We start from the raw sequence: 22740 nt of genomic DNA on the forward strand, positions 1-22740 counted from the left end.
TTTGCTGTTTTTTCGCTTATGTTTATTAAAAGGCGTTGGTATACAATTGCTATATTAATATGGGCAGCCCTGGTTTCATATAGCCGGGTTTATTTGGGCGTTCATTATCCGGCCGATATATTTTTTGGTGGTTTGCTGGGCGTCGGGTTTGGCTTTTTGCTCTATTATTTATGCAACTTTAGTATGCGAAAATTTCCCATAAAAAAAGCTGCCTGATTGAGGCAGCTTTTGGGTGTTAGTGTATATAATTATTTTTTCTGCATGAAACTCAAAATTACAACTGCAGCACCCTCTTTCCCATCTTTAAAATATGCTCGTATTTTATATACGCCAGATTTTTGACAGAAAAAACCAAAAGCTTCTTTTAGCTCACCATCTGGCTGCAGGTTTGTTGTAAGTTTCTTTGTACCATCGTATAGCTCTACGACAACCTTTCCTGCGTAACCATCGGCATTACAGGTGTTGAGTTTGTAGATGGTTCCTTTATTCATAAGGATTGAGAACTTAGACGATGGAGGTGGTTTTACACTGCTTTGTTGGAGCTTCACCTTAAAATCTTTCATATAGGTAGCATTGCCAATGTTTAGTGCACAGGTGTTGACCAACTCATCACTTTGGGCAAAGGCATTGCCTGCCATAAAGGTCAATGCTATAACGAGTAATGCTATTGCTTTCCTCATATTATAGTCTAATTAAATTATTTCTTACTTCTTCTATTGTCAGGATAATGGTCTCAAGAGTCTCATCGGGAACTTCTACATGGCTGATTTCGTTCTGAACAACTACCATGATTCCATCGATTTCTCTTTGTTCGGGTTCTCCCTGCTCAATTGTTTTTGTAACTCCATCATAAGCACTAAGTATACGAGCGTAGCTGTCATGGAGGGTTTTGAACTGTGGATTGTTTTTGTAATAACTCAACATTGTAGTCAGGTTTTCGATAACCTCTTTTTGATCACCAATGCGTTCTACAATTTCCGGATTAGGGGTTTGAGCCTCTTTGAGTACCTGTGTGGCAATGTACATTCCTTCCATCCAGGTACCACAAATTATTAGTGCACTGATTTCACTTCTACCGTTTTGCTGCAAGTATGTATCCATATTGTTAAAGCTTTGCAGCGTAATATACATCAGAGAGTCTATATTTTCATTATTGGTCGCAAGTCTTTTAATTGTTTGGAAATCAAAAAACTGTTGCACCCTCAGCTCCTCTGAGAGTTTGCGTATGGCCTGCATATTATTCATTACAGGGCCGGTTTTTTTGTACATATTTAAATACCCAAGATCTGCACCAAGGATTCCAAGGTTTACAGCTCTTTTAAAGTCAGTGTTGTATCTGTCTACATCTTTTACTTCGGCAATATATCTTTCCGAAAACTCAACACCCGCACTTTGTAGTAAAGCGGCCATCTCGACTGGAGAAGAAGAAATATTTTGTAATACCTGTTGAGCTTCAGTCGGAAGTTCTTCAGAAACCTGAGTACTATCTAACTTTGGATCGTCTCCCAGGATTTCACCAAAATTTTCTTTCTTGTTTTTTCCTGAGTCACATCCAAAGAAAACAATGGCTATTGCAGCTAAAATTATTATTAATTTCTTCATATTTCTATATGATTTTTTCTATGAGTAAATATACAAAATATTTCAAAAGTCAAAAACTCTGATTATTTAGATGTCATTTCAAGTAGTTTTTTTAATGAATCATAGTACAATGTGATGTACAGCACTATGGTCATTAACCAGACTACCATCATATCGAAATAATATGTATCCATATAAACACCCAGGAAATGTTTTTGTGGTGCAAAAAAGTGACTTCTGAAGTCGAGGGCATGTTCAACTTCCGGATAACGGAAAATTGGATCCCGTTGCCTTACAAGTTTGTTGTCGTACTCGACTACCTGTTTCATATAGATGTTTTTGACAATATCTGATACAGCTTCATTATGATACTTGTTCTGTTGCTGGATGTAGAGCTGGGGGTTTTTTGCATCCAGCTTCATAATCATAGCATCTTTTTTCTTTCGGGCTTTAAGCGAAATAGTTTCGTAATAATCTTTAATATTGCCCAGGTAATTAAGTAAACTGTCAGCCAGCTGCGCATTAAAGTCTTTGTTGTTTATTCGAGATACTGATGGGAAAGTAATTTTGCTGTTGCGCTTGTTTTCTCTTTCCAGCTCATGTCTTAGTAATTCAAATATATCCTTAGAGGCTTCTATTATACTATCGTTATTTGATTGAACACTTTGCAAAGCCACGTCTACCCGTTTCTCAATTTCTTCTGTCCATTTTGTTCCCCGGTAGCTTCCAATGCTTACTGCCCGGTCAATTTGGTAAAAATGTTTTTCGAATTCATTGTCTCTAAATTGTTTTACCATGAGCGCTTCATAGCACCATCTTGCTGCAATAAATTCTGCAATAACAGGTACTTTATCCACGCTGGAAATGTTGCGATTAAGTTTATCGAAACTAAACATTGCTCCACCAAGTGCCATTTGTGGGATCATGAGCAAAGGAATCATAATATAGATGGTTACAGCAGAGTTAAATGCTGATGAAATATTTAATCCTAACATATTGGCAAAAGCAGCTATTGTAAATAGGGCAAACCAGTACTCGAAAAACATACCGCGTATTTCTAAAACTATATTTGCCACGGCAGCAAAAAGGAGTGCCTGAAGTGCTGAGATAAAAAACAGGATCAGTATTTTCGATATGAGATAACTGGAGCGACTTAAATTGAGAAAAGCTTCCCGTTTTAATATTTTTCTATCCTTGAAGATTTCTTCTGCACTAACCATAAAGCCCAGAAATAAGGCTACTATGAGAGCCATAAAGATGTAAGGCGGAATATTGGCATTGGCCCGAAAAATATAATTGTCTGCATCCGGCTCAATATATCGGATAATAAATGATAGGATGAAACCGAGTAGCGGCGCCTCAAGTAAATTGAGTATAACGTATTGTTTGTTGGTGATTTTCGAAATAAAATCTCTGATAGTGTAAATCTTGAACTGCGAAAACCATTGTGGAATATTGAGTGTTTGGGGTGGATTTTCCTGAACGTCTGGTACTTTTTCCACTGTGTTTTCTGCCTTGTACCTTTTTTCCCATTCATCCGGTGTAACCTTTCTGTTTTGGGTATATCGGCCGAATTCATCTACTACCTTGGCATCGATAATATTGAATATGAGCTCCGGATTAACATTACCACATGTGGGACATTCCCCCACTTCACTGTTAATCTGATTATCAAGTTTTTTAAAGTAGGTGACGGCTTCTACCGGGTTTCCATAATAGATTTGGTATCCCCCGGTATCAAGTATTAGCATCTTATCAAACATTTTATAAATGTCTGAAGATGGTTGGTGTATAACTACAAATATCAGCTTACCTTTTAATGCAAGTTCTCTTAGCAGGTCCATTACATTTTCAGAGTCGCGCGACGATAGACCTGACGTCGGCTCGTCTACAAAAAGAATTGATGGCTCACGAATAAGCTCTAAGGCAATGTTCAGCCTCTTGCGCTGCCCACCACTAATGGTTTTATTGAGCGGCGACCCAACTTTAAGGTTTTTTCTTTCATAAAGCCCAAGGCTGGTGAGTGTTTTTGATACCAATCCATCTATCTCATCTTCTGTTTTGTCTTTGAAACAGAGTTTTGCGTTATAATACAGGTTTTGATAAACTGTTAATTCACTGATCAATAAATCATCTTGCGGAATTGAGCCAATTACGCCTTCGATTTTTTCGGGCTCTTCATGAATATTGATGTCGTTAATTATTACGCTACCTTCAGAAGGTTTTTCCATTCCGGTAAGAACATTAAGCAATGTTGTTTTACCGGCTCCGGAAGCGCCCATTATCCCTATAAGTCGCCCCTGTTCTTCTGAAAGTTCAATGTCGCGTAACCCAATACCGCCATTGGGGAATGTGAAGTTTACGTTGTTGACATTGAATGAAATTTTTGATGATGTAAGGTCGGCAAGAAAATGTGCTACTACATCGGAGTAGTAGACCGGCTTGCCTTTGGTCAGCTTTACGGTTCCTCCGTTGGCAAAAAGATAAATACTCCGGTTATTGAGTGGCAATCCATTTAAGAATATATCCTGGTTTCCTGTGTAACGCAGAAAGTAGAGATCAACACTTTTAATTTGCAAGACAAGTAGATTTCCGTCGAGGTCTTCGCTATGGATGTGTTTGCTATTGGTGTTTTCTTCTTCTTTTCCGTTAATCTTAAGGATGTGTGGGTTGCTGATTTTTTCAGGTGATTCTACTACAAATGATTCTGTACTTTCGAATTCATCCGGGTCAATATTAAAAACCTCAGCAACGGTGTTGATAATGGCCATTCTCTGTTCTGTAAATTTCCTGTCGGCGTTTACAAGTTCGAACAGGCGCACAAGCACGACGACTTTTTGTTTTTGGTTGAGTCGTTTGTTAATTTTTTTACAGATTCCGAGAATTTTTACCGAATCTTTAACCGAAGTAAGCTGGCGTTTTTTGTCTTTTTTGTCATTGTGAAGATCATCAGGATTAATGCCGGCATGCTTATAGAATAATGCCACATACTCTTCCACAGCTTCTTTATTAAGCTGCGAACTGAGAAATGTTTTGACAAATTCTATTTCATTGTCTTCAACTCCATCATCTTGTTTTGCGATGATGGCAAACAGCTGCATTAATGCTTTTAGAATTTCTTCACTCATATATTAGATCTTACGCCACAGTAATACAATAACTGCTTTTAATTAGTCCAGCGAATAGCTTACTTGTTCAAAAGGTACTTCTACAATATCGGCATATTCTTCACCGGCTTCTTCCATATCTTCGTCATCTTCGGGGAAATGCCATCTGATAAGTATTTCTTTATCGTCTTCATGCATTTCTTCCAGTTTAAGCAAGATGTCAAGAATTAGCTTGGAGGATGCGGTGTTGAAATAAACCAACTTGAAGTTAAAAACGGTTTTTTCGTTAGGTTCTTCAGCGTATCTATCCAGCCAATCAAGAATAGGCTCGTAAAAAGCAGCTACGTCTTCTGGAAGGGATCTCCCTGAAATTTCAAAAATCTCATTTTGTGCATCCAGGGTTACACTTGGCGTATCATCTGTTCCTATAATCTTAATTACTTCCATGGTTTATTGTATTGTTTTAGTTGTTTCTTGAAATTTTAGATGTAAAAACGAAAAACGAAAATTCGTCATTTATTGATAAGAAGTTATAATACAGTTTGTTTCCTGTTTTTTTGGCAATATCAATAAATCCCAGGCCAGCACCACCTTTGTTCGAAAGTCTTCCTTCTTTAATTTGCTGTTTGTAAAGCTTTTTCAGCCCATCTTTGTCAAGGTCGTTTATTTGCTCAAGCATTTTCGTAATATGGGCAACCTTTGAATTGTTGAGCACATTTCCGGTGGTAATGTTGTAGGCATCTTCATTTTTGCTTAGCATAAAAATGCCACGACCATCTTTTTTGAGGTTGCTGGCATCAATTGTTTCGGCATGCTTGCTCATATTTTGCAGGCATTCTACCATAACATGAAAGACCTTTTTTTGGGTCGACGGCCCCTCTTCTTCGGCTTCCATGTTTGTTTCTGTCAGTGAGGTAAAGGCCTTGGTTATTTGGTGGGTTACCTCACCTTCATAAACAAGGGTTACCTCATGGTCTTTCATAGTTTTGTAAAAACTATAGACAAACTCGAGGAAATCTTTAATATCTACTTTGTCATCCATAACAGTTATTTAGTTTGAAGGATATTAAAACTCTATACCTATTAATAACACATCATCGATTTGTTTGTTATCTCCTTTCCATTTAAGAAAATCTTTATTAAAAAAATCATTGTATTGTGCCATTGATAATTCTGCGTTTTCTTTTAGGTGCTCTCTAATTCTTTTAGGCTGATATTTTCTTTTATTCGGGCCACCTACCTGATCTGGTAATCCATCTGAGAAAAAGAATATTTTATCTCCTTTTTCCATTTGCAATTCATAGTTTTTGAAATCTTTTTCCGGTTTTTTGCCTAAAGGAATTCCTCCAATGGCTTTACGATTTCCTTTATATTCAAAGAGCTCATTGTTTCTTAATAAATAAAGTGGCCTGTGCGCTCCTGCATAATCTAACTGATTTGTTTTCAGGTTTATTTTGCAAAAGGCAATGTCCATTCCGTCGCGGGCATTCGCCCCGGCTTTGTCTTGTTTCAGCGCTGAACGCACTCCCAAATGAAACCTGTCCAGAATTTTTCCTGCATTAATTCCGTCGTCGTGGTCTACCACATTGTTGAGTATAAAATACCCAATAAATGAAAGGAGTGCTCCGGGTACTCCGTGACCGGTGCAATCAACAGCTGCAATGTAAATATAATCATCCTTTTGGAAAAACCATGGGAAATCGCCACTTACTACATCACGGGGGCGGTAAAAGATGAAGGATTTGGGTAAGAATTCCTGAATGTGTATTGTGCTTGGAAGTAATGATTTTTGTATACGTTCAGCGTAATTAATACTTTCAGTGATATTCTTATTCTTTTCTTTTATTTCGTTTTCAATCTTTTTCTGTTCAGTGATGTCGTGCGCTACAAAAAGTATAGTTTCCAATTCGTTCTCTTCATTAAACTCCGGAATGGTGCTAACCTGCATTATTCTCTCCCCGAAATTTGTTGGAAATACTGTTTCGTAATTTTGCTTTTGGCCGCTCTCTACAGTGTCTTTTATAGCCTCGGTAAAGAAGTTTTTGATTTCATCGTTGAACTCTACTTCGTGAAGCTTGCGTGTAACAATTGTTTTATTGTCCACTCCGGTGAATATTTTAACAATGGGGTTAGCGTAGAAAAACTGACCTTCCTCGTTCATACGCATAATCATGTCAGGCGAATTTTCTGATAATGCCTGCATTTTACTTTTCATGCGCTCCTCTTTCTCGGCTCGTTTTCGTTCTGTAATATCCTGTGAGTTAAGAATAATTCCGGCAATAGCTTCGTCGTTGAGCAGGTTTCTTCCAGTGGTTTCTACATAAATTTTCTTGCCGGCTTTGTTCATGTATGTGTATTGAATGACAATGGTCTCAGATGGATCGTCGAGCAAACGTTTGAACATTTGCTGGATTTCTTTTGTGCCTTTTGCTGTGAGTCTGTCCATGTCTTTGCCATCAATCATTTCGTCAGGGGTGAAGCCATAAATATTGGCTACCGATGGGCTGATATATTTGAGATTCAATTCCTGATCGTAAATTGAAATAACCTCTGAAGCATTCTCGAGTAGTGAGTGCAACCTTTTTTGAGCATTTTCCACCTCTGTTATTTGTTGCTCAAGTTTGGCATTTGATCGCTCGAGCTCTTCGTGTGTTGCACGCATTTCCTCAGCATTCTGCCTGAGCTCCTCTTCGTTCTCTTTGAGCTCTTCGGTCATTTTTTGTGAGTCTTGCAGGAGCTTCTCTGTTCTTTTGTTGACTTTAAGATTGAAGAGTGTTCTGGCAATTACATCACTTAGTTCTTTGAGGAAATTTATTGTTAGCGGGGTGATATCTTTTTCGAGTGAGGCAAACTCAAGTACACCTTGTAGTTTCTCGTCGGTTATAAGCGGAACAACTAATATTGTATTTGGTTTTTGCTCTTTAAGCAAACCTGAAGTAATGGAAAGGTAGTCTTCGGGGATTTCTTTACGATATATAATATCCATTTCAAAGGCTGCCTGACCAACGAGCCCTTCTCCAATTTTAAAACGTTGGTTTACATATTTTCTTCGGTTATAGGCATAAGTTGCTCTGTTCTCAATGATTTTTTCATCTTCGTCATAAATGTAAAATGCACCCTGAACAACTTTTATGTATTCTATGAGATTAACCAGTGTGTCATAGGCAAGCTCATCAAGGTCGTTGTGCAACCGCAGTATTGTAGCAATTTTATCTTTACCGGCTGTAATCCAACTGCGCTCTGACTCTTTTTGTGAGGTTTTAAGCAAATTGTCGCGCATCCTTATGAGGGATTGACCAAGTAAATCGTTTTCGTCAAAAGCATTTTGGTCAATATCCAACTTGCCTTCTCCAATTTGTTTGGCGAAGTAGGCATTGCGCTGAATAATAGATTTTTTGTCTTCTATGGAATGCTCATAATAGGTTTCCATATTTTCCAGCCAGCCTTCCAGTTTATAGCCAACAATACCGGCAACAATAGGAATAATGTCAATCAAAAAGACCAGGGGTGAAGTTTTATGCATTTCCAGAAACCCATAAAATGTAAACTCATGGTTTCTCAGAATAAATTCAACCATCCAGGCCACTAGCGGAAAAATTAGGCTGATTAAAACTAAGCCTGTCGGAAACCGGGATTCTGTCCCATAACCAAGGAGTAGTTTGCGCAGCTGTATTTTTCGTCTATGTGTACTTTTCATACCAGTCAAAATCTATGTCGATAATTGTTAGGCAAAATGTTGTGCTAATTTGTTGAGTATGCCTTCGAATTTATCAATTTTTTGTTCATTAAATTTCTCAAAGAATGACAGTTCTACAAGAGCTACTGTTTTTTCTTCATGAATCAATGGTGCTAATAGCAGCATTTTGGGTTGGCGTTTTCCCAACCCTGAAATTACTTCCGTGTAATCATCCGGTAACTCGGTAAGTAAAATTCGCTGCTGGTCTCGAGCTGCCTGTCCTGATAAGCCTTCTCCTGTGGAGAAAGCCTGGGGTGGCTCTTCCCCATAATATGCATATGTGCTCAATACCTCAAATTTTTCAGTTTCGTTACTGTATTGGTAAACCAAACCCTGCACGATTTGTAGCTCCTCTCCTAATTGACTCAAAAGCTTTTGGCCTAATTTTTCAGGATCGTTCTCGCCGGATAACTGCTCAATGAGCTTATCCAACTCTTCTTCCTGCTGCTCTTTTTCTTCTTTCTCTTCAGTGTTTTTTTGGTTTATTATGTCGCTGATTGAGATTTCCTCTTGAGATTCTTTTTCTTGTTGAAGGGTGATCTCTTTAATTTGACCATAGAAAGCAGTTCCTATGGTGTAAATGCGTGTTATTACAAGGATGATAAGGGCTGTCAGCGAAGCAATAATCCAGTTAAAACCAAGAGCTTGTAAACTTACTGCATAGGCCGCAATAATGGCCACTATTACGATGACCAGGTAAACAGACAGGTATGTGCGATTCTTTTGGATTTGCTTCATAGTTGCGAAATTACTTTAATTTTAATAAAAACCGTATAATTTCATCCGTTTTCATAATATGGTCTACATTAGTAGCTTGCAATGATGCATTGGTCATTGTGGGCACCTGACATTCTGCCGGATCTTGCACAATGGTCAGGCCACTGTTATCCTTTACTTTCTTGAGGCCCATGGCTCCGTCTTTATTGGCCCCTGAAAGAATTACACCTACCAGTTTTCTTTTATAATTGTATGCTGCAGAAATAAATGACAGGTCAATGGATGGACGGGAATGGTTTACTGCCTCTTCTGTAGAGAGCGCAAACTTATTCCCGAGTTCTATGTACATATGATAATTGGCCGGGGCAAGGTAAATGTTCCCGGCTTTTATCGGGTCTTTATCGTTTGGTTCTTTCACGGGCAGGCCGGCCTTAATAGATAAAGCTTCCACAAAACCTGACCTGACATGTTTCAGTCTGTGGAGACATAGGAATACCGGGATCGGGAAGTCTTTGGGTAACGCCGCAATTATGCGCGTTATGACCTGGAAACTTCCGGCACTACCTCCTATGATTATCGCTTTATACATTGGCGTCATTTATTCTGCTCGTTTTTTATATAATTTTTCTTCCTGGTTTAAACATGTAAGTTTTGTAAAGTACGAAGTGTTTGCTAATGATTCTTTGCTACCTGTACTTATGAATCCACCCAGAAGGGTAGACTTTATTAGCTTTTCCGTAACTTTATCCTGTAGTGTCGGGTTAAAATATATTAACCGGTTTCGGTATATGACTAAATGAAATCCTTTTAACGCTTCATCTACTAAAAAGCTGTATTTTTTAAATGTTACATTTTCTAGAAGGTCCCTATTCATCCTGGCTTTAGTGCCTTCGAGTGTGTAATAAGCGCTAAGAGAGGCGTCATCTGAAAACCGTTTATAATTGGCTTCACCGATTTCCATTTTTTTAAGGTCATAATGCCCGCCCAGTTCCACATTTTTTAGTCTGATTTCGCTAATGCTTGTGGCTGTTACCTTTGCATGGTGCAGCATTCCTGCCTCTTTGAGCATAATGAGCAGGGTGTATAGGTCATCACCGCTTGTGAGTCCGGGGACAAGAACTTTAAATTCACGATTCTTATAAAGGTCGGGCAGGTGTTGGTCTCTTATTTCTCGCCATGAAGAGGGATCGCGGAACATTTCTGTGGTGTCGACAAGGCCCTGGGATAGGTATTTCTCAAAAAGTAATTGGTTGTTCTCGATGTTGGAAATAAAGTCGACTATACTGGCATAATTATTTTCGTTCAGCACATAAAGCAACCGCCTTTTGAAAGCAGTTAGTGCGAAATTGCTGAAATCAATATTGTATGTTTCTTTGATTGCAGCAATTACTTTTTTCGTATCTACTATGCCAATATCGTATATCATTCGCAGTTATTTTAATAAGCTTTCTTTTTGTAAACTCCTTTGGTCCTTTCGAAATTGTTTGATACGGGGCCAAGAATACTTTCATGTGCTCCCAGAACCAGGTATCCATCCCGGTATAAGTTGTTGCTAAATAGTTCTATTACTTTGTTTTGTAGGTTGTTGTTGAAATATATAATTACGTTTCTACAAAAGATGAGGTCAAATTTCGAGTAAAAAATATTTTTATCGTGTACAAGGTCATGTTTCCTGAAAACGGTTTTGTCGCGCAGGAATTTCTTTATTTTAATGGAGTCTTGTGTCTTATCAATGTCGAAATATTTCTCGTATGGAACATCTTTTACATCTTCGTAGTTATAGGGGTTCTCCTTTATTACTTTATCAAAGTTATCAAGGTACTGCAGATTGAACCTGTACCGGTATTCTCCCTCTTTTGCCCTTTCGAGCATATCTGTATTGATATCTGTAGCAAAAACTTTTGCTTTTTCAAATAGATCCAGTTCTGCCAGTAGAATTAACATTGAGTATATTTCCTGTCCACTGGAGCATCCTGCGTGCCATATGAAAATAGATTTGTTTTTTCTGAATTTAGGCAGTATGCGGTACTTTAAGGTAATCCAAAGTTCTGGGTCTCTGAATAGTTCAGTTGTGTTTACGGTAATGTCTTTAATTACATTTTCAAGAAAATCTTTATCTTTTGATAGTTTATTGATCACACCATTAATGTCCATCCGATTATCGTTGAGCACTTTGTCTATTCTTCGCTTGAATGACCGCTCTGAATAATCAGAAAAATCATATGTAGATACGCTCTTTATCGCATCTATAAATTTATTTACATCTTCTGCTGAGACCATAAAAAAACTACCAATTGTGTTGGTAAATTATTGTCAAAGTTTTCTACTATGTATTTATTTGTTGGTACTGTATAATATTTACTGAACTAATACTAGTACGTTTCAAATGTAATAATTTATTTTAAATTTTGACAGTACTTTACAACTCCCTTTTTGCTAAAATTCTTTTTGTTTCTGCCTACACCAATGTTATTGTATACTTTATTTTGGGTTTTTAAGGTTTATTTTGTGTTTTGTTTTTGATGAACAAATGTAAATTTAAGGTAAACAGGTTGATGATCGCTATTAATAAAGCTGAGATCTGTGGTTTTAATTTCAATTGGCTTAATGCCCGGTGAAATTGCAAAAAAATCTATTATGGTTTTGTACGAATTGGAATGATAAAAAGTGTCGAGCCCCCTGTTTGTGGGTGTATGGGGGTCAAAAATAAATTGCCAACCTTCAGGCAAAAAGCCCTGAGGTATCTTTTTAGGCGAATATTTTTTGCTCTGTGGTTTTGTTCCAAATTCATCAATTTTTACTTCAGGTGGTAACTGATTCCAGTCTCCGGCAACAATGATTTTGTTTTGACTGTTATCTCTTTTTTTAATCCAGTTTTTTAGCTGGTGCATTTGCTTCTCCCTTAAAGCACCTTCGTCATAGGCTGTGTTGTGAGTATTTACTATAAAGAGCGTATCTCCTGAACTCAATGGATAGGTGAGGCTGAGAAAACACCGATCGAGCATAAATACAGACTTTGGCCAGTCGAAATTACCCTGATAACTGTACCTGGTGGCACTGCTGGGGCTGTGCAATGATCCCGACATGATACCCGATTCTACTTTACCCAATGGGTTGCCCAATGGCATAGGTACAAAATCTACCAGGTAATTGTGGGTAAAATACCAATTATGGCTATGAATTTCACTTTTGATGCGCTCAACCTGGTTTTGATGGTATGATCTTTTTGAGTCGATATCCACTTCCTGTAATAAAAGAAAATCCGGCTGTGGCGTTTTTTTAAGTTCTTTTAAAATATTTTGGAAGTTTTTATCAGTGCGATTTTTGCTTGTGCGCATTTGCTCTCCTCCATCGTAGAAAAAATCCATATCATCACCAAGCCCTGCGTAGCCAATATTCCAAATTAAAATAGAAAAAGTGTCTTTTTTCAGTGCAGGGGCATTTTGTTTCGATAGTGTTATTTGAGGCTCTGGGTCGTAATCATTAATTGTGCTCCATCCCAGAAAGAATAAAAATGCTATAACTAGCGTAGCGATTGATCCAAGAGTTACCTTAATCAGTTTCATGCATATTTGTTTTTTAGCGGCATCTAATATAACTATTTTTCAGGCCTAAATGATAAAAATGCTATATTTGACCTCACAAAAATCTATCAAAAAGTTGACCTATGAAATTTGGTGTAGTCGTTTTCCCGGGATCCAATTGTGACCATGACATGATTTATGTGCTCCGAGATAAACTCGGGCAGGAAGTGGTAGAGCTCTGGCATAAAAATTCCGATTTGCAGGGAGTAGATGCTGTGGTGCTTCCGGGTGGTTTTTCTTATGGCGATTATTTGCGTTCAGGAGCTATTGCAAGGTACTCTCCCATTATGAATTCAGTGATTGAATTTGCTAAAAATGGTGGTTACGTTTTTGGAATTTGTAACGGATTTCAAATTCTTTGTGAGGCAGACCTTTTACCGGGTACTCTACTTCATAATCTTAACCAAAAATTTATTTGTCGAAATACCTACATTAAGGCTGTCAATCATAATAATGCTTTTACACGCGATGTGCCTGGCACTGCAATTAGAATTCCAATTGCACATGGTGAGGGACGATATTATGCTGACGATGAAACTATAGCTAAAATTGAGCAAAATGATCAGGTTTTATTCCACTATTGCGATGAGAATGGGAATGTTTCTGAACGGGCCAATCCTAACGGTTCTGTGAAAAATATTGCAGGCATTTGTAACGCAGAACGCAATGTGTATGGTATGATGCCACATCCGGAACGTGCATCAGATGAAGAGCTGGCAAATAAAGATGGAGAATATATTCTGCAATCATTTATCGATTTTGTAACAGGTAAAATTAAAAATTAATATATGCGTAAGCTTTTAGCCTATTTTTTTCAGGGGCTTATTGCTACTGCACCCATCATACTTACGGTGTATTTGCTTTATGTAAGTTTTGTATACATCGATGGATTGCTTCCTTTTACTATTCCGGGGCTTGGTTTATTAGTTATCGTAGTGTCAATTACCGTGGTAGGTTATCTTGTAAATTTGGCTATTCGTACACCGCTTTATCATTTTGCCCAAAAACTTCTTGATAAGATTCCTTTGTTTCGCGTAGTTGTTACCTCTATTAAAGATCTTTTAAGTGCATTTGTGGGTAAAGAAAAAAAATTTGAATACCCCGTGCGCGTACTACTCGATAAAGAGAATGGTATTGAAAGGTTAGGTTTTTTAACCCAAAAATCTTTAGATTTTATAGGGATAGAACCGGGAAAGATTGCAGTTTACCTGCCTTCATCGTATGGAATATTGGGGGACCTTTATATTGTGCCGGAATCATATGTGAAGCCGCTTGATGCCAAAGCAGCCGAGGCCATGAAGTTTATAATTTCCGGAGGAGTTTCTAAAACAACGCCTTTGATGGATAAAATTGAATCGGGGAAAGCACAAAAAGAGAGAGATAAGCATAATAATAGCTGAAAAAAAGTGTTATTTTTACATGATTTGTAACATTTTACCCCTTTTTTCGTCTTTTAGCGGGAACAGAGAATTCATTTATTAGATATATCAAAACCCTTAAAACCCAAAAGTGATGAATCTAAAGTTTCATTTTTTTACCGTTCTTTTACTTTTCACAGGTATAAGTTTGTTAAATGCTCAGGATCAAAAAGAATGGAGTCTTGACAAGTGTATTAATTATGCCCTGGAGCACAATTTAAACATTCAAAAACAGGACCTTACTGTGTCTATTCTGCGCAATAATTTTGATATTGCCCGGTTTGATCGCTTACCCTCGGTGAGTGCTAATGTTAGTGGTGGTACAACATTTGGTAAAACTTTTAGCCAGGATGCCGGTGAGTTTATCGATGAACAAATTACCTATTTAAATGGTGATATTTCTTCTAATGTTGTGCTTTTTGATGGTCTTCGTGATAAAAGTACAATAAAGCAAAGAGATCACGAAGTTGATGCATCACTTCATGACAAGGAAGCATATGCCAATGACATTGCCTTGCAAATTGTAAATTACTATTTGCAGATTTTATACAATAGAGAACAATACAATGCTGCTTTTTCGCAACTTAAAACTACACGTGAACAGATACAAAGAACCAAAGAACTGGTAAGCGCAGGTTCGGCGCCAAAGGGCGATGTGCTTGAGCTCAAGGCACAGGCAGCCAATGAGAAAACCCAGATGGTGAATTATCTTAATCTTGAAAAAGAAGCAAGGGTGAATCTTAAGCAGGCCATGAATATACAGCTCGATACATTGACTATTTCGAAGCCTGAAAACATAGATGCTGAGCAACTTTATGCAACATTAAAACCAATTAATACTGTTTACCAAACCGCCATCAGTCATTTGCCTGAAGTGAAAGCGGCAAAAGCCAGTATCGAAGCAAATAAAGCAGCAATCGATATTGCCAAAGCTGATTATTACCCCAGTTTGTATTTGGGTGCTAGTGTCTCTACCCGTTATAACGATGCAGCTGTTGATTTTAGCGATTTGGGAAGTAAATATACATTTGGGGAGCAGGTGCAGGATTATCTGAGCGCAAATTTAGGTGTAACCCTTTCAATTCCTATTTTTAATAAGTTTAGAACGAAATATAATGTAGATAACGCCCGCATTAACCTTGAGATAGCTAGGCGCGATGAATCATTGACACTGCAAAATATCTATCAGAAAATTGAACGGGCAATGAATGATTCAAGGGCAGCCTATGAAAATTATCTGGCAGCTCAAGAATCGTTATCAGCCAACAAAGAGTCATTCAAGTATGCTGAACAACGGTTTAATGCAGGCCTGATAAATTCTGTAGATTATAACCTGGCTAAAACAAACCTGTCAAAAGCTCAGGTTGATTTGCTTAATGCTCGCTATGAATTAATTTTTAAAGTGAAAATCCTTGATTTCTACATGGGCAAAGAGCTGAAATTGTAAGCCCCGGGGATTTTTGTATTTTTGTCGGAAAATTGATGGCATGACCAGGATATTATGTGTTGATACGGCCACTGATATTTGTTCTGTGGCTTTATCGGAGGATGGCGTTTGTACAGATAAAATTGAAGCAACTGAGGAACGGGCTCATGCACGGGTTCTTACAGTGCAAATCGAGGAAATTTTACATCGAAATAGTTTAAAGACAAAAGATTTAGATGCAATTGCTGTAAGTGAGGGACCCGGATCTTATACCGGATTAAGAATTGGTGTTTCAGCTGCAAAAGGAATTTGTTATACCACAGGTATGCCACTTATAGCCATTTCAACGCTTCAAATCTTAGCTGCAGCCTTTATAGAAAAATATGGTTCACCCAGTCAGGATGCGTTATTGATGCCAATGCTCGATGCCCGTAGAATGGAGGTCTATTATGCCCATTACAATGTTAATCTCGAGCAGCAGGTTAAGGCCACTCCAAAAATCATTGATTCTGACGTTTTTAATGAATTGAAAAAGGTCTCAGAAATACACATAATTGGAAGTGGTGCGGAAAAAAGTAAAAATGCACTTGATTTAACCAACGCCCAATATTATCCTGAAATAATCAATAAGGCAGAGTATATGACAAAATTAGCACAGCAATATTTTGATGAGGGGCGTTTTGTTGACCTGGCCTACTTTGAGCCAGCCTATTTAAAACCTTTTCTTGCTACGAAATCGAAAAAAAGACTGTTTTAAACTACAATCGTGCTAGCTCGTGTAAAAGCACTTTTAGAATAAAGATTTTTTTATGTAAGTTTGCCAAAAAATTAATTATCATGGGAGATACAACAGATATTAGAAACGGATTGACCATTAACTACAAAAACGGATTGTATTCCGTTGTGAGTTTTCAGCACGTAAAACCCGGTAAAGGACCAGCTTTTGTGCGCACAAAACTTAAAAATATAGAAACAGGTAAGGTCATTGACAATACATTTTCTTCGGGAGCTAAACTTGATATTGTACGTATTGAACGGAGACCATACCAATATCTTTACAGGGATGAAACAGGTTTGATTTTTATGAATAATGAAACATATGAGCAGATTCCCCTTGATAGAAACCTAATTACCGGAATTGATTTCCTAAAAGAGGGAATGAATGTTGATGTGTTATTTCATGCAGATAAAGAAGAGCCCCTCTATGCTGAATTACCAGCTCAGGTTATTTTGGAAGTGACTTATACTGAGCCGGGTATTAAGGGCGATACCACTTCAACCACAGCACTGAAACCGGCAAAACTGGAGACTGGTTCGGAAATAAATGTCCCGCTTTTTATTAATATTGGTGATAAAATTAAAATTGATACTGTAGCAGGGGCTTACATGGAAAGAGTGAAATCCTGATTTGTATTCAGCTTAAAATTGTCTAAATTGCACTTAAAAGAATCGTATGGGGAGAAAAGCGTCTTTACACCGTTTGCAGTTCTGTAATTTTAAGCTGGACTTTTTGCTTAATATTACACTGGCCATAAATGAAAATTTGCCCATACAGGAGCTCCTGGATCGTTTCGTGAAAATTTTACGCGAAGACCTTAATATTGGTAAGCTAATCTTATACAATTACAACGAAAAGTGGGAGGTGCTTGCATACGATGGTGTCACAAAGAAACTAATTGATGATATTTCTGTAGAAAATGATCTGCTGTATTATCAGCAAATTACCAATCTTACAACCACTTTAAATCCGCATTTGGGACAATTTGATGTGATAATCCCCATTTCTCATAAAGATCGACCGCTTGCCTATTTGGTTATAGGTGATATTGATGAGGAACGCGTTGGGGTGAGTCCCACAATTAAGCACTTGCATTTCATACAGACACTGGCCAATATACTGGTTGTTGCAATCGAGAATAAAAGGTTGTACAACCAAAATTTGCATCAGAAGGTACTCCATAAGGAGTTAGAATTAGCCTCCAAGATGCAGAATATGCTGATTCCTACACACTCATCATTGCCAAATAATGAGCATTTGCAAACCGCAGCTTACTATTTACCACACTTCGAGGTGGGAGGCGATTATTACGATATTATTAAACTGCAGGGAAATAGCTATGGCTTTTGCATTGCCGATGTATCGGGAAAAGGAATTTCCGCAGCCCTTTTAATGTCTAACTTTCAGGCCAATTTGCGTGCCCTGTTAAGTGAGAAATCATCATTAATTGACGTGGTTGTGAATCTCAATGAACGGGTTATGAAAAATGCAAACGGGGAGAAGTTTATTACCTTATTTATAGGTCGATATAATGCCGATACGCACAGGCTTGAATACATCAATGCAGGGCATAATCCCCCGATATTTTTCGAACCCAGTGCCTACCAGGTGCGCTATCTTAAAACAGGATGTACGGGTGTGGGTATGTTCGATGAACTTCCCAGTATTGAAATGGGCGAGGATTATACTACCCCGGGTTCACGATTGCTCCTCTATACCGATGGAATGGTAGAACTCGAGAATGAAAACCAGGTAGAGTTTGGGACCGGTATCATGGAACATGAATTGGTTCAGAAACAACCTATTGATGATATCGTTGACAATACCATTAATCAACTAGACCAACACAAAGGTGCCGGAAAATATAGCGATGATGTTACCCTATTTGCTTTCGAGTTTCTCTAAATTATTGCTGGACAGCTGGTGGTGATACATATCAATAGCTACAATTACGGCTGTAAATCCCCAAAATGGCACTGAGATTTTATCTGTATCAAGAAAGTTATTCAGAAAACCATGTAATATGTATGTGGCCAACCCAAGTATGGCACCTATTAAATATCTTTTGAGTGTGGGGTCCTCGAGCAAATAATAACGGCGGATTCCCGTTATCATGATAGCCGTAATAAGTGCAATGTAGGTTAGCATACCGGGAAGCCCCTGCTCTGATAATGGACCGAAATATTCTGAATGAGCATTGCCTCTGTTGGCAGCATTGGTTGAAATGATTGTGCGCTCATACGACATTTGATAAGGGGCATACTGGAACATGTAGGTACCCGGTCCAAAACCTAAAAGCGGTTTTTCGTTAAACATCCTGAAGGCTGATTTCCAGCGATTAATTCGTTCTAAGTTGGAGGCGTCGCTGGTAATGTTGGTCATTGATTTTACGTGTTCGCCAATATTTGAAACAGAACTTTCCTGCCGGTTTTGTTCAAGCTGGATCATAATTCTGTTCCACATAAAGCCACCCGCAATTAGGGCTATAATTGAAAGTCCTACGATATATTTCCAGTTTACTTTTAACCTTATAATGATATATAGGATTAGTGCACCCCCAACGCTAAGCCATGCTGCTCTGGAATATGAAAATATCAGGGCGGTAATAAATATAACAAGCAGGCTTACAGTGCCAACTTGTGTAAGTAATGCCTTCCCTTTACGAAATGCCATTAGTGCAAGGAACGGTACGTAAAATGCAAGTGCTGCTCCGTAAATGGTGTGATCTTTAAAGAAAGGGTTAGCTGCCCAGTGGGCAATTTTCTTATCAAAAATTCCATATGTGACGTGCCGGGTAAGCCCATAAGCTATAACGATTACCATTGGAATTGTGTAAAGCCAAATCAATTTTTCTATGTCTTTGGGTTTCCTGATTATTAATACCATCATGTAATAAAAGGTGATCAGGAACCATAAGCGCATGAAGAAAAACTTAATGCTCACTACTGGCATTGTGCTGGTAACTGTGGTTAATAGCATCCAGATCATTAATACTGCGCTTGCAACGGTGACCGGATGGTACAAAAGGTCTTTGTTTATCCATTTTTGCGTAGGCAGTAATATCAGGAAAAGCAAAAGTACTCCTGCAACAAGTGGTTCTGTGGGTACGAACATGTTTATGGGTAACCCACTGAAGAATTCACTCATGGGCACGGACAAAGGGACTAAAAATACTATTAAGAACAAGAGCTTATCAATGGCTTTTAAAGCTATCCACACAATACCAAGAACATAGGGTATTGCAAGCAGAAAAAATTGCTCACTTATTATTGCATAACCTGTCAACAGCAGAAAAGCGATCGACAGGCCCCAGAAAATAAACAGATTGTTTTGCAGGAATTTTTTCACGGGGAAATTATTTCTTCAGATATTTCCTGTAAGTGTCGAGTATTAATAAAACCAAAATGCTGAAAACAAAAGCTCCAAAAGTCGAAACCACAACTATAAGCCACCTTACCGGATAAGCCTTTTTTTCAGATGGAATGGCACGGTCTACAATAAAAACGTGTGGTACATTGCTGTTGGCTTCAATTTCCATCTCTTCTACTTTTTTGTTCAAAAATTTGACCCTTGAAATAGAAAGTTGCAATTTTTGTGTCATACTTTCATAAGCTCCACCATACTCTGACAGGATTTCCAGTTTCTCTTCTATTTTACGTGCTCCTCTAACCCGGTTTTCTGCCAGTGCTTGTGCATAGGCATCATTAAATACTTCAGCTTGTGATTCATAATTGTTGATGCCCATTTTTCGGATCTCTTTTAATGAATCTTCAAGTGTTTCAATGGTATTTTGCTCTTCTTCATATCGCTCCTTCAGCAACTCCAGGGCAATTTTTGCCCGTTTTAGCTTAATGTCATTCATTAAAGTATCGGCAAACGTTGATATGGCATTGGCTATTTTAGCTGCCATTTTGGGGTCTTTGTCAAGCACTTCTATACGAACCGACATGAATTTTGTCCGTTCAACCGAAATATTAGAGTTGTATTCTTTTTTTAATTGTGTTTTGGGGTACTGAGCATCTTCTGCTATTTCATAATGCTCGTAAAGATTATACTTTTTGATGATTTTGTTTTTAAGTTCATCAGAATTCAATATCTGAAGTACTTGTTCTACTTCTTCTTCTTCACCAAATTGTAAAGCGCCTTTGGACCCCATGTCATCCCTAATTACCGATTTTGCCAGGGATTCAGAAGTGGCCGGATAGAGAATTACGGACGACTGAAATTTTGGGGTTATAAGAAATGATGTTATAATTGAAATTACGGCTCCAATAGCTGTGATGGCAAAAATGATTTTCCATTTTTTGAGGATAAAAACAAAAAGATTTGTTGAATCAAATGTTGAATCCTGAGTAGTCTTATTCATTTGAGCTTATTTAAAAGTTTTGTGCAAAAATATAAATATCTGCCAATTTGATGATATCGGCAATGCATTAAATTATTTTTCGATGGTGTAACTTAAAGTAAGTTGCTCTGATTCGCCTTTCCCAAGTTTAATATCCCAGTAAAGAAAACCTTTTTCTTCGTTGTGTTTAGCGCCTGATTTTTCCTTTATTTCAACGCTTTTGTCTTTAATATTACTTACGGGTATTTGGTCTTCTATTGTGATTTCGATTGGATAGGCTTTTGTGTTTTTTACAGTAATCTCATAGTCGTATGTTTCTGATTTATTTTTTCCCAGGAGGTTGCGTTTAATCTCATGTTTAATCAGTTCTTTTTTTATTACAATTGAAGGATCGCGGGCGATGCTGAGTTTTAACGTATCAGTTGTTTTTTTGGGTGTAAGCCATGTGCTGCCTACCCAGGTGTTTTCGAAAAAAATGGCTGCTTCGCCTTCCAGTAGTTTAATTTTTTCCCAACCGGGTATTTGGGCTACAAGAAATGCTGCATCGGCAAAGTCGGGTAAAGCGTAATATTTAAATTCTGCAGGAATTGATGTTGTTTGCAGTTCAATTTGTTTCTCCTGGTTATGAGCTGGTATGTTATAAGGTTTGTCAAATTTATATTCTATCCTGTTACTTTGTTGCAGCGTGTTTACGCCCTGGGCACTGCTCGATGTAATTTCATATTTGGGTTGTGTTCCGCCGGTTGTTGCGGCTGGAGCTGTTTTACTGCTTGTTTTTTTTCTCATTCTGGGACGCTCTTCTTCGACTGCCGCTACTACTATTTCATCAAGTTGGGTAACAGCTGCTTGCATCCTGAGGTTTATGTTGCTTGTTTGTCCGGCATTAACCCTGAATCGTGAAGTGCTTGTAGGCTGATAGCCTACGGAGCTGGCTTTAATGTTGTAGTAACCCGGTTTTACATGTTCAATTTTGAAGTTGCCACTCGCATTTGTTACTGATCCAGTGACCTGATTCCCGTTTTGCATAAGCACTACGTTTGCATATGGAATTGCTCCACTTCTATTGTCAAAAACTCTTCCGCGAATACTACCTGTTTTTTTCATTTGTTGAATAACACGTTTACCTGAACCGTATGAAGGTTTGGGCTGGTTGGTATACCAAACGCGCATGTTTGGTTTTTCGTTTGTTAGTGTAGGGTTGGTATTGCTTACGCTTGCTTTTACATTTTTCCAGGCTTTTGATGTGTTTTGTTTGACCACGGCTTTATGAATAAGTTTCATAGGTTCTGTGGTGGATGGTATCAATAGCTCATAGGTTGCATGCCAACCGGCATTGGGTATGTAACTTGTAACTTGAAGAGTAGCATTGGTATACTTTGCAGCATTAATGTTTACAGTAATTTCGGCAAAAGGTTCTTTGCGCATCTGGCGCATTTCAATGCTGTCATCTAGTGCTGTTAATTGTTTGTTCAGGTCATGTAATGTGTATTGAACGTCCAGTTCTGTATTATGTATTTCCTGCATCCTTTCTCTGTAGAAATCAGCAATGATTTTCAGTTTATCTTTTGAGAGTGTTTCCTGTCCCTTAACATTGTAGTTTGTTTTTAAGAGGGTCATTTCTTCTCCAAGAGCTTTGAGCTTATTGTTGAGTTTTTGTCTTTTTTGCTGAATTATTTTTCGTTTGGCCCGAATGTCATCAAGTGCGTTTGGTGGCAGGGTGTTGGGATTTATACCCGGTTCGACCGATGCTACTCTAATGCTTTTTGGGGTTTTAATTCGTATGGAGGTTGGGTCTATACTTTGCGGCAAATGCTCAATTACCAGCACTGATTCTCCCCTGGGAATGTTGACTTTTACATTTGATTTTATTAATGCACCTTCTAATAGGAAGCTTACTTCATCGATGTTGCTCTTTACGCGCAATGTGTCATTGGCTGTGCCTGCTATGCTTGCTATGATTAATGAGAAGCAAAAGATGTATTTTTTCATGTATTTGTTTTTAACACGATAAATATACATCTTTTTGCTAATTATTCAGAATATTGTAA

At 38.0% G+C, this 22740-nt stretch carries 21 protein-coding genes; 7 read left to right on the plus strand and 14 right to left on the minus strand.

Annotated features, from left to right (window positions below; all coding sequences use genetic code 11):
- Window positions 1-216, plus strand: a 216-nt coding sequence (locus VJ937_RS14045; protein ID WP_324068115.1) for a phosphatase PAP2 family protein, incomplete at its 5' end; no start/stop codon positions are given.
- A gap of 32 nt (window positions 217-248) precedes the next feature.
- Here VJ937_RS14045 and VJ937_RS14050 read toward each other — a convergent pair.
- From VJ937_RS14050 to VJ937_RS14100, 11 genes are all read right to left on the minus strand, one after another.
- Window positions 249-680, minus strand: a complete 432-nt coding sequence (locus tag VJ937_RS14050; protein WP_324068117.1) for a hypothetical protein — start codon at window positions 678-680, stop codon at window positions 249-251.
- Window position 681: 1 nt separating this feature from the next.
- Window positions 682-1602 carry a hypothetical protein gene (locus tag VJ937_RS14055; RefSeq protein ID WP_324068119.1) on the minus strand — a complete coding sequence of 307 codons (921 nt, stop codon included), beginning with the start codon at window positions 1600-1602 and terminating at the stop codon, window positions 682-684.
- Window positions 1603-1664: 62 nt separating this feature from the next.
- Window positions 1665-4709, minus strand: coding sequence for an ATP-binding cassette domain-containing protein (locus tag VJ937_RS14060; protein WP_324068121.1), 3045 nt, complete (start codon window positions 4707-4709; stop codon window positions 1665-1667).
- Between the two features lie 42 nt (window positions 4710-4751).
- Window positions 4752-5135, minus strand: a complete 384-nt coding sequence (locus VJ937_RS14065; RefSeq protein ID WP_057952871.1) for a DUF1987 domain-containing protein — start codon at window positions 5133-5135, stop codon at window positions 4752-4754.
- Between the two features lie 16 nt (window positions 5136-5151).
- Window positions 5152-5730, minus strand: coding sequence for a SiaB family protein kinase (locus VJ937_RS14070; protein ID WP_324068124.1), 579 nt, complete (start codon window positions 5728-5730; stop codon window positions 5152-5154).
- Between the two features lie 24 nt (window positions 5731-5754).
- On the minus strand, window positions 5755-8385 hold the full coding sequence (locus tag VJ937_RS14075) for a PAS domain S-box protein (RefSeq protein WP_324068125.1): 2631 nt from the start codon (window positions 8383-8385) through the stop codon (window positions 5755-5757).
- 27 nt (window positions 8386-8412) lie between these two features.
- The gene (locus tag VJ937_RS14080; RefSeq protein ID WP_324068127.1) at window positions 8413-9162 is read right to left on the minus strand and encodes a GAF domain-containing protein; all 750 of its coding nucleotides are present in this window, start codon (window positions 9160-9162) and stop codon (window positions 8413-8415) included.
- Window positions 9163-9172: 10 nt separating this feature from the next.
- The gene (locus VJ937_RS14085; protein WP_324068130.1) at window positions 9173-9730 is read right to left on the minus strand and encodes a chemotaxis protein CheB; all 558 of its coding nucleotides are present in this window, start codon (window positions 9728-9730) and stop codon (window positions 9173-9175) included.
- Window positions 9731-9739: 9 nt separating this feature from the next.
- Window positions 9740-10567, minus strand: a complete 828-nt coding sequence (locus tag VJ937_RS14090; RefSeq protein ID WP_324068132.1) for a CheR family methyltransferase — start codon at window positions 10565-10567, stop codon at window positions 9740-9742.
- A gap of 11 nt (window positions 10568-10578) precedes the next feature.
- Window positions 10579-11421, minus strand: coding sequence for a protein-glutamate O-methyltransferase CheR (locus VJ937_RS14095; protein WP_324068134.1), 843 nt, complete (start codon window positions 11419-11421; stop codon window positions 10579-10581).
- A 221-nt stretch (window positions 11422-11642) separates the two neighbouring features.
- On the minus strand, window positions 11643-12707 hold the full coding sequence (locus VJ937_RS14100; RefSeq protein WP_324068136.1) for an endonuclease/exonuclease/phosphatase family protein: 1065 nt from the start codon (window positions 12705-12707) through the stop codon (window positions 11643-11645).
- 101 nt (window positions 12708-12808) lie between these two features.
- On the opposite strand from VJ937_RS14100, the gene purQ reads away from it, so the two are divergent.
- The 6 genes from purQ (at window position 12809) to VJ937_RS14130 (ending at window position 18252) form a co-directional block, all read left to right on the plus strand.
- On the plus strand, window positions 12809-13510 hold the full coding sequence (gene purQ / locus VJ937_RS14105; protein ID WP_324068137.1) for a phosphoribosylformylglycinamidine synthase I: 702 nt from the start codon (window positions 12809-12811) through the stop codon (window positions 13508-13510).
- A 3-nt stretch (window positions 13511-13513) separates the two neighbouring features.
- The gene (locus VJ937_RS14110) at window positions 13514-14125 is read left to right on the plus strand and encodes a DUF502 domain-containing protein (protein ID WP_324068139.1); all 612 of its coding nucleotides are present in this window, start codon (window positions 13514-13516) and stop codon (window positions 14123-14125) included.
- Between the two features lie 112 nt (window positions 14126-14237).
- On the plus strand, window positions 14238-15590 hold the full coding sequence (locus tag VJ937_RS14115; RefSeq protein ID WP_324068141.1) for a TolC family protein: 1353 nt from the start codon (window positions 14238-14240) through the stop codon (window positions 15588-15590).
- 40 nt (window positions 15591-15630) lie between these two features.
- Window positions 15631-16326, plus strand: a complete 696-nt coding sequence (tsaB, locus tag VJ937_RS14120) for a tRNA (adenosine(37)-N6)-threonylcarbamoyltransferase complex dimerization subunit type 1 TsaB (RefSeq protein WP_324068143.1) — start codon at window positions 15631-15633, stop codon at window positions 16324-16326.
- A gap of 80 nt (window positions 16327-16406) precedes the next feature.
- Entirely contained in the window at window positions 16407-16976 is a 570-nt protein-coding gene (gene efp, locus VJ937_RS14125) for an elongation factor P (RefSeq protein WP_324068145.1), read from the plus strand.
- Between the two features lie 46 nt (window positions 16977-17022).
- Window positions 17023-18252, plus strand: a complete 1230-nt coding sequence (locus tag VJ937_RS14130; protein WP_324068147.1) for a GAF domain-containing SpoIIE family protein phosphatase — start codon at window positions 17023-17025, stop codon at window positions 18250-18252.
- Here the strand turns inward: VJ937_RS14130 and VJ937_RS14135 are convergent.
- From VJ937_RS14135 to VJ937_RS14145, 3 genes are all read right to left on the minus strand, one after another.
- Window positions 18229-19695: an O-antigen ligase family protein gene (locus VJ937_RS14135; RefSeq protein WP_324068150.1), complete on the minus strand. Its 1467-nt coding sequence runs from the start codon at window positions 19693-19695 to the stop codon at window positions 18229-18231. The two genes, VJ937_RS14130 and VJ937_RS14135, sit on opposite strands and share 24 nt — an antisense overlap.
- A gap of 7 nt (window positions 19696-19702) precedes the next feature.
- Complete coding sequence (locus VJ937_RS14140; RefSeq protein ID WP_324068152.1) at window positions 19703-20713, minus strand: Wzz/FepE/Etk N-terminal domain-containing protein; 1011 nt, start codon at window positions 20711-20713, stop codon at window positions 19703-19705.
- A 72-nt stretch (window positions 20714-20785) separates the two neighbouring features.
- A complete protein-coding gene (locus VJ937_RS14145; RefSeq protein WP_324068154.1) occupies window positions 20786-22681 on the minus strand; it encodes a mucoidy inhibitor MuiA family protein in 1896 nt (631 codons plus the stop codon).
- Window positions 22682-22740 lie beyond the last annotated feature (59 nt).

This window comes from Salinivirga sp., from assembly GCF_035268865.1.
Lineage (GTDB): Bacteria > Bacteroidota > Bacteroidia > Bacteroidales > Salinivirgaceae > Salinivirga.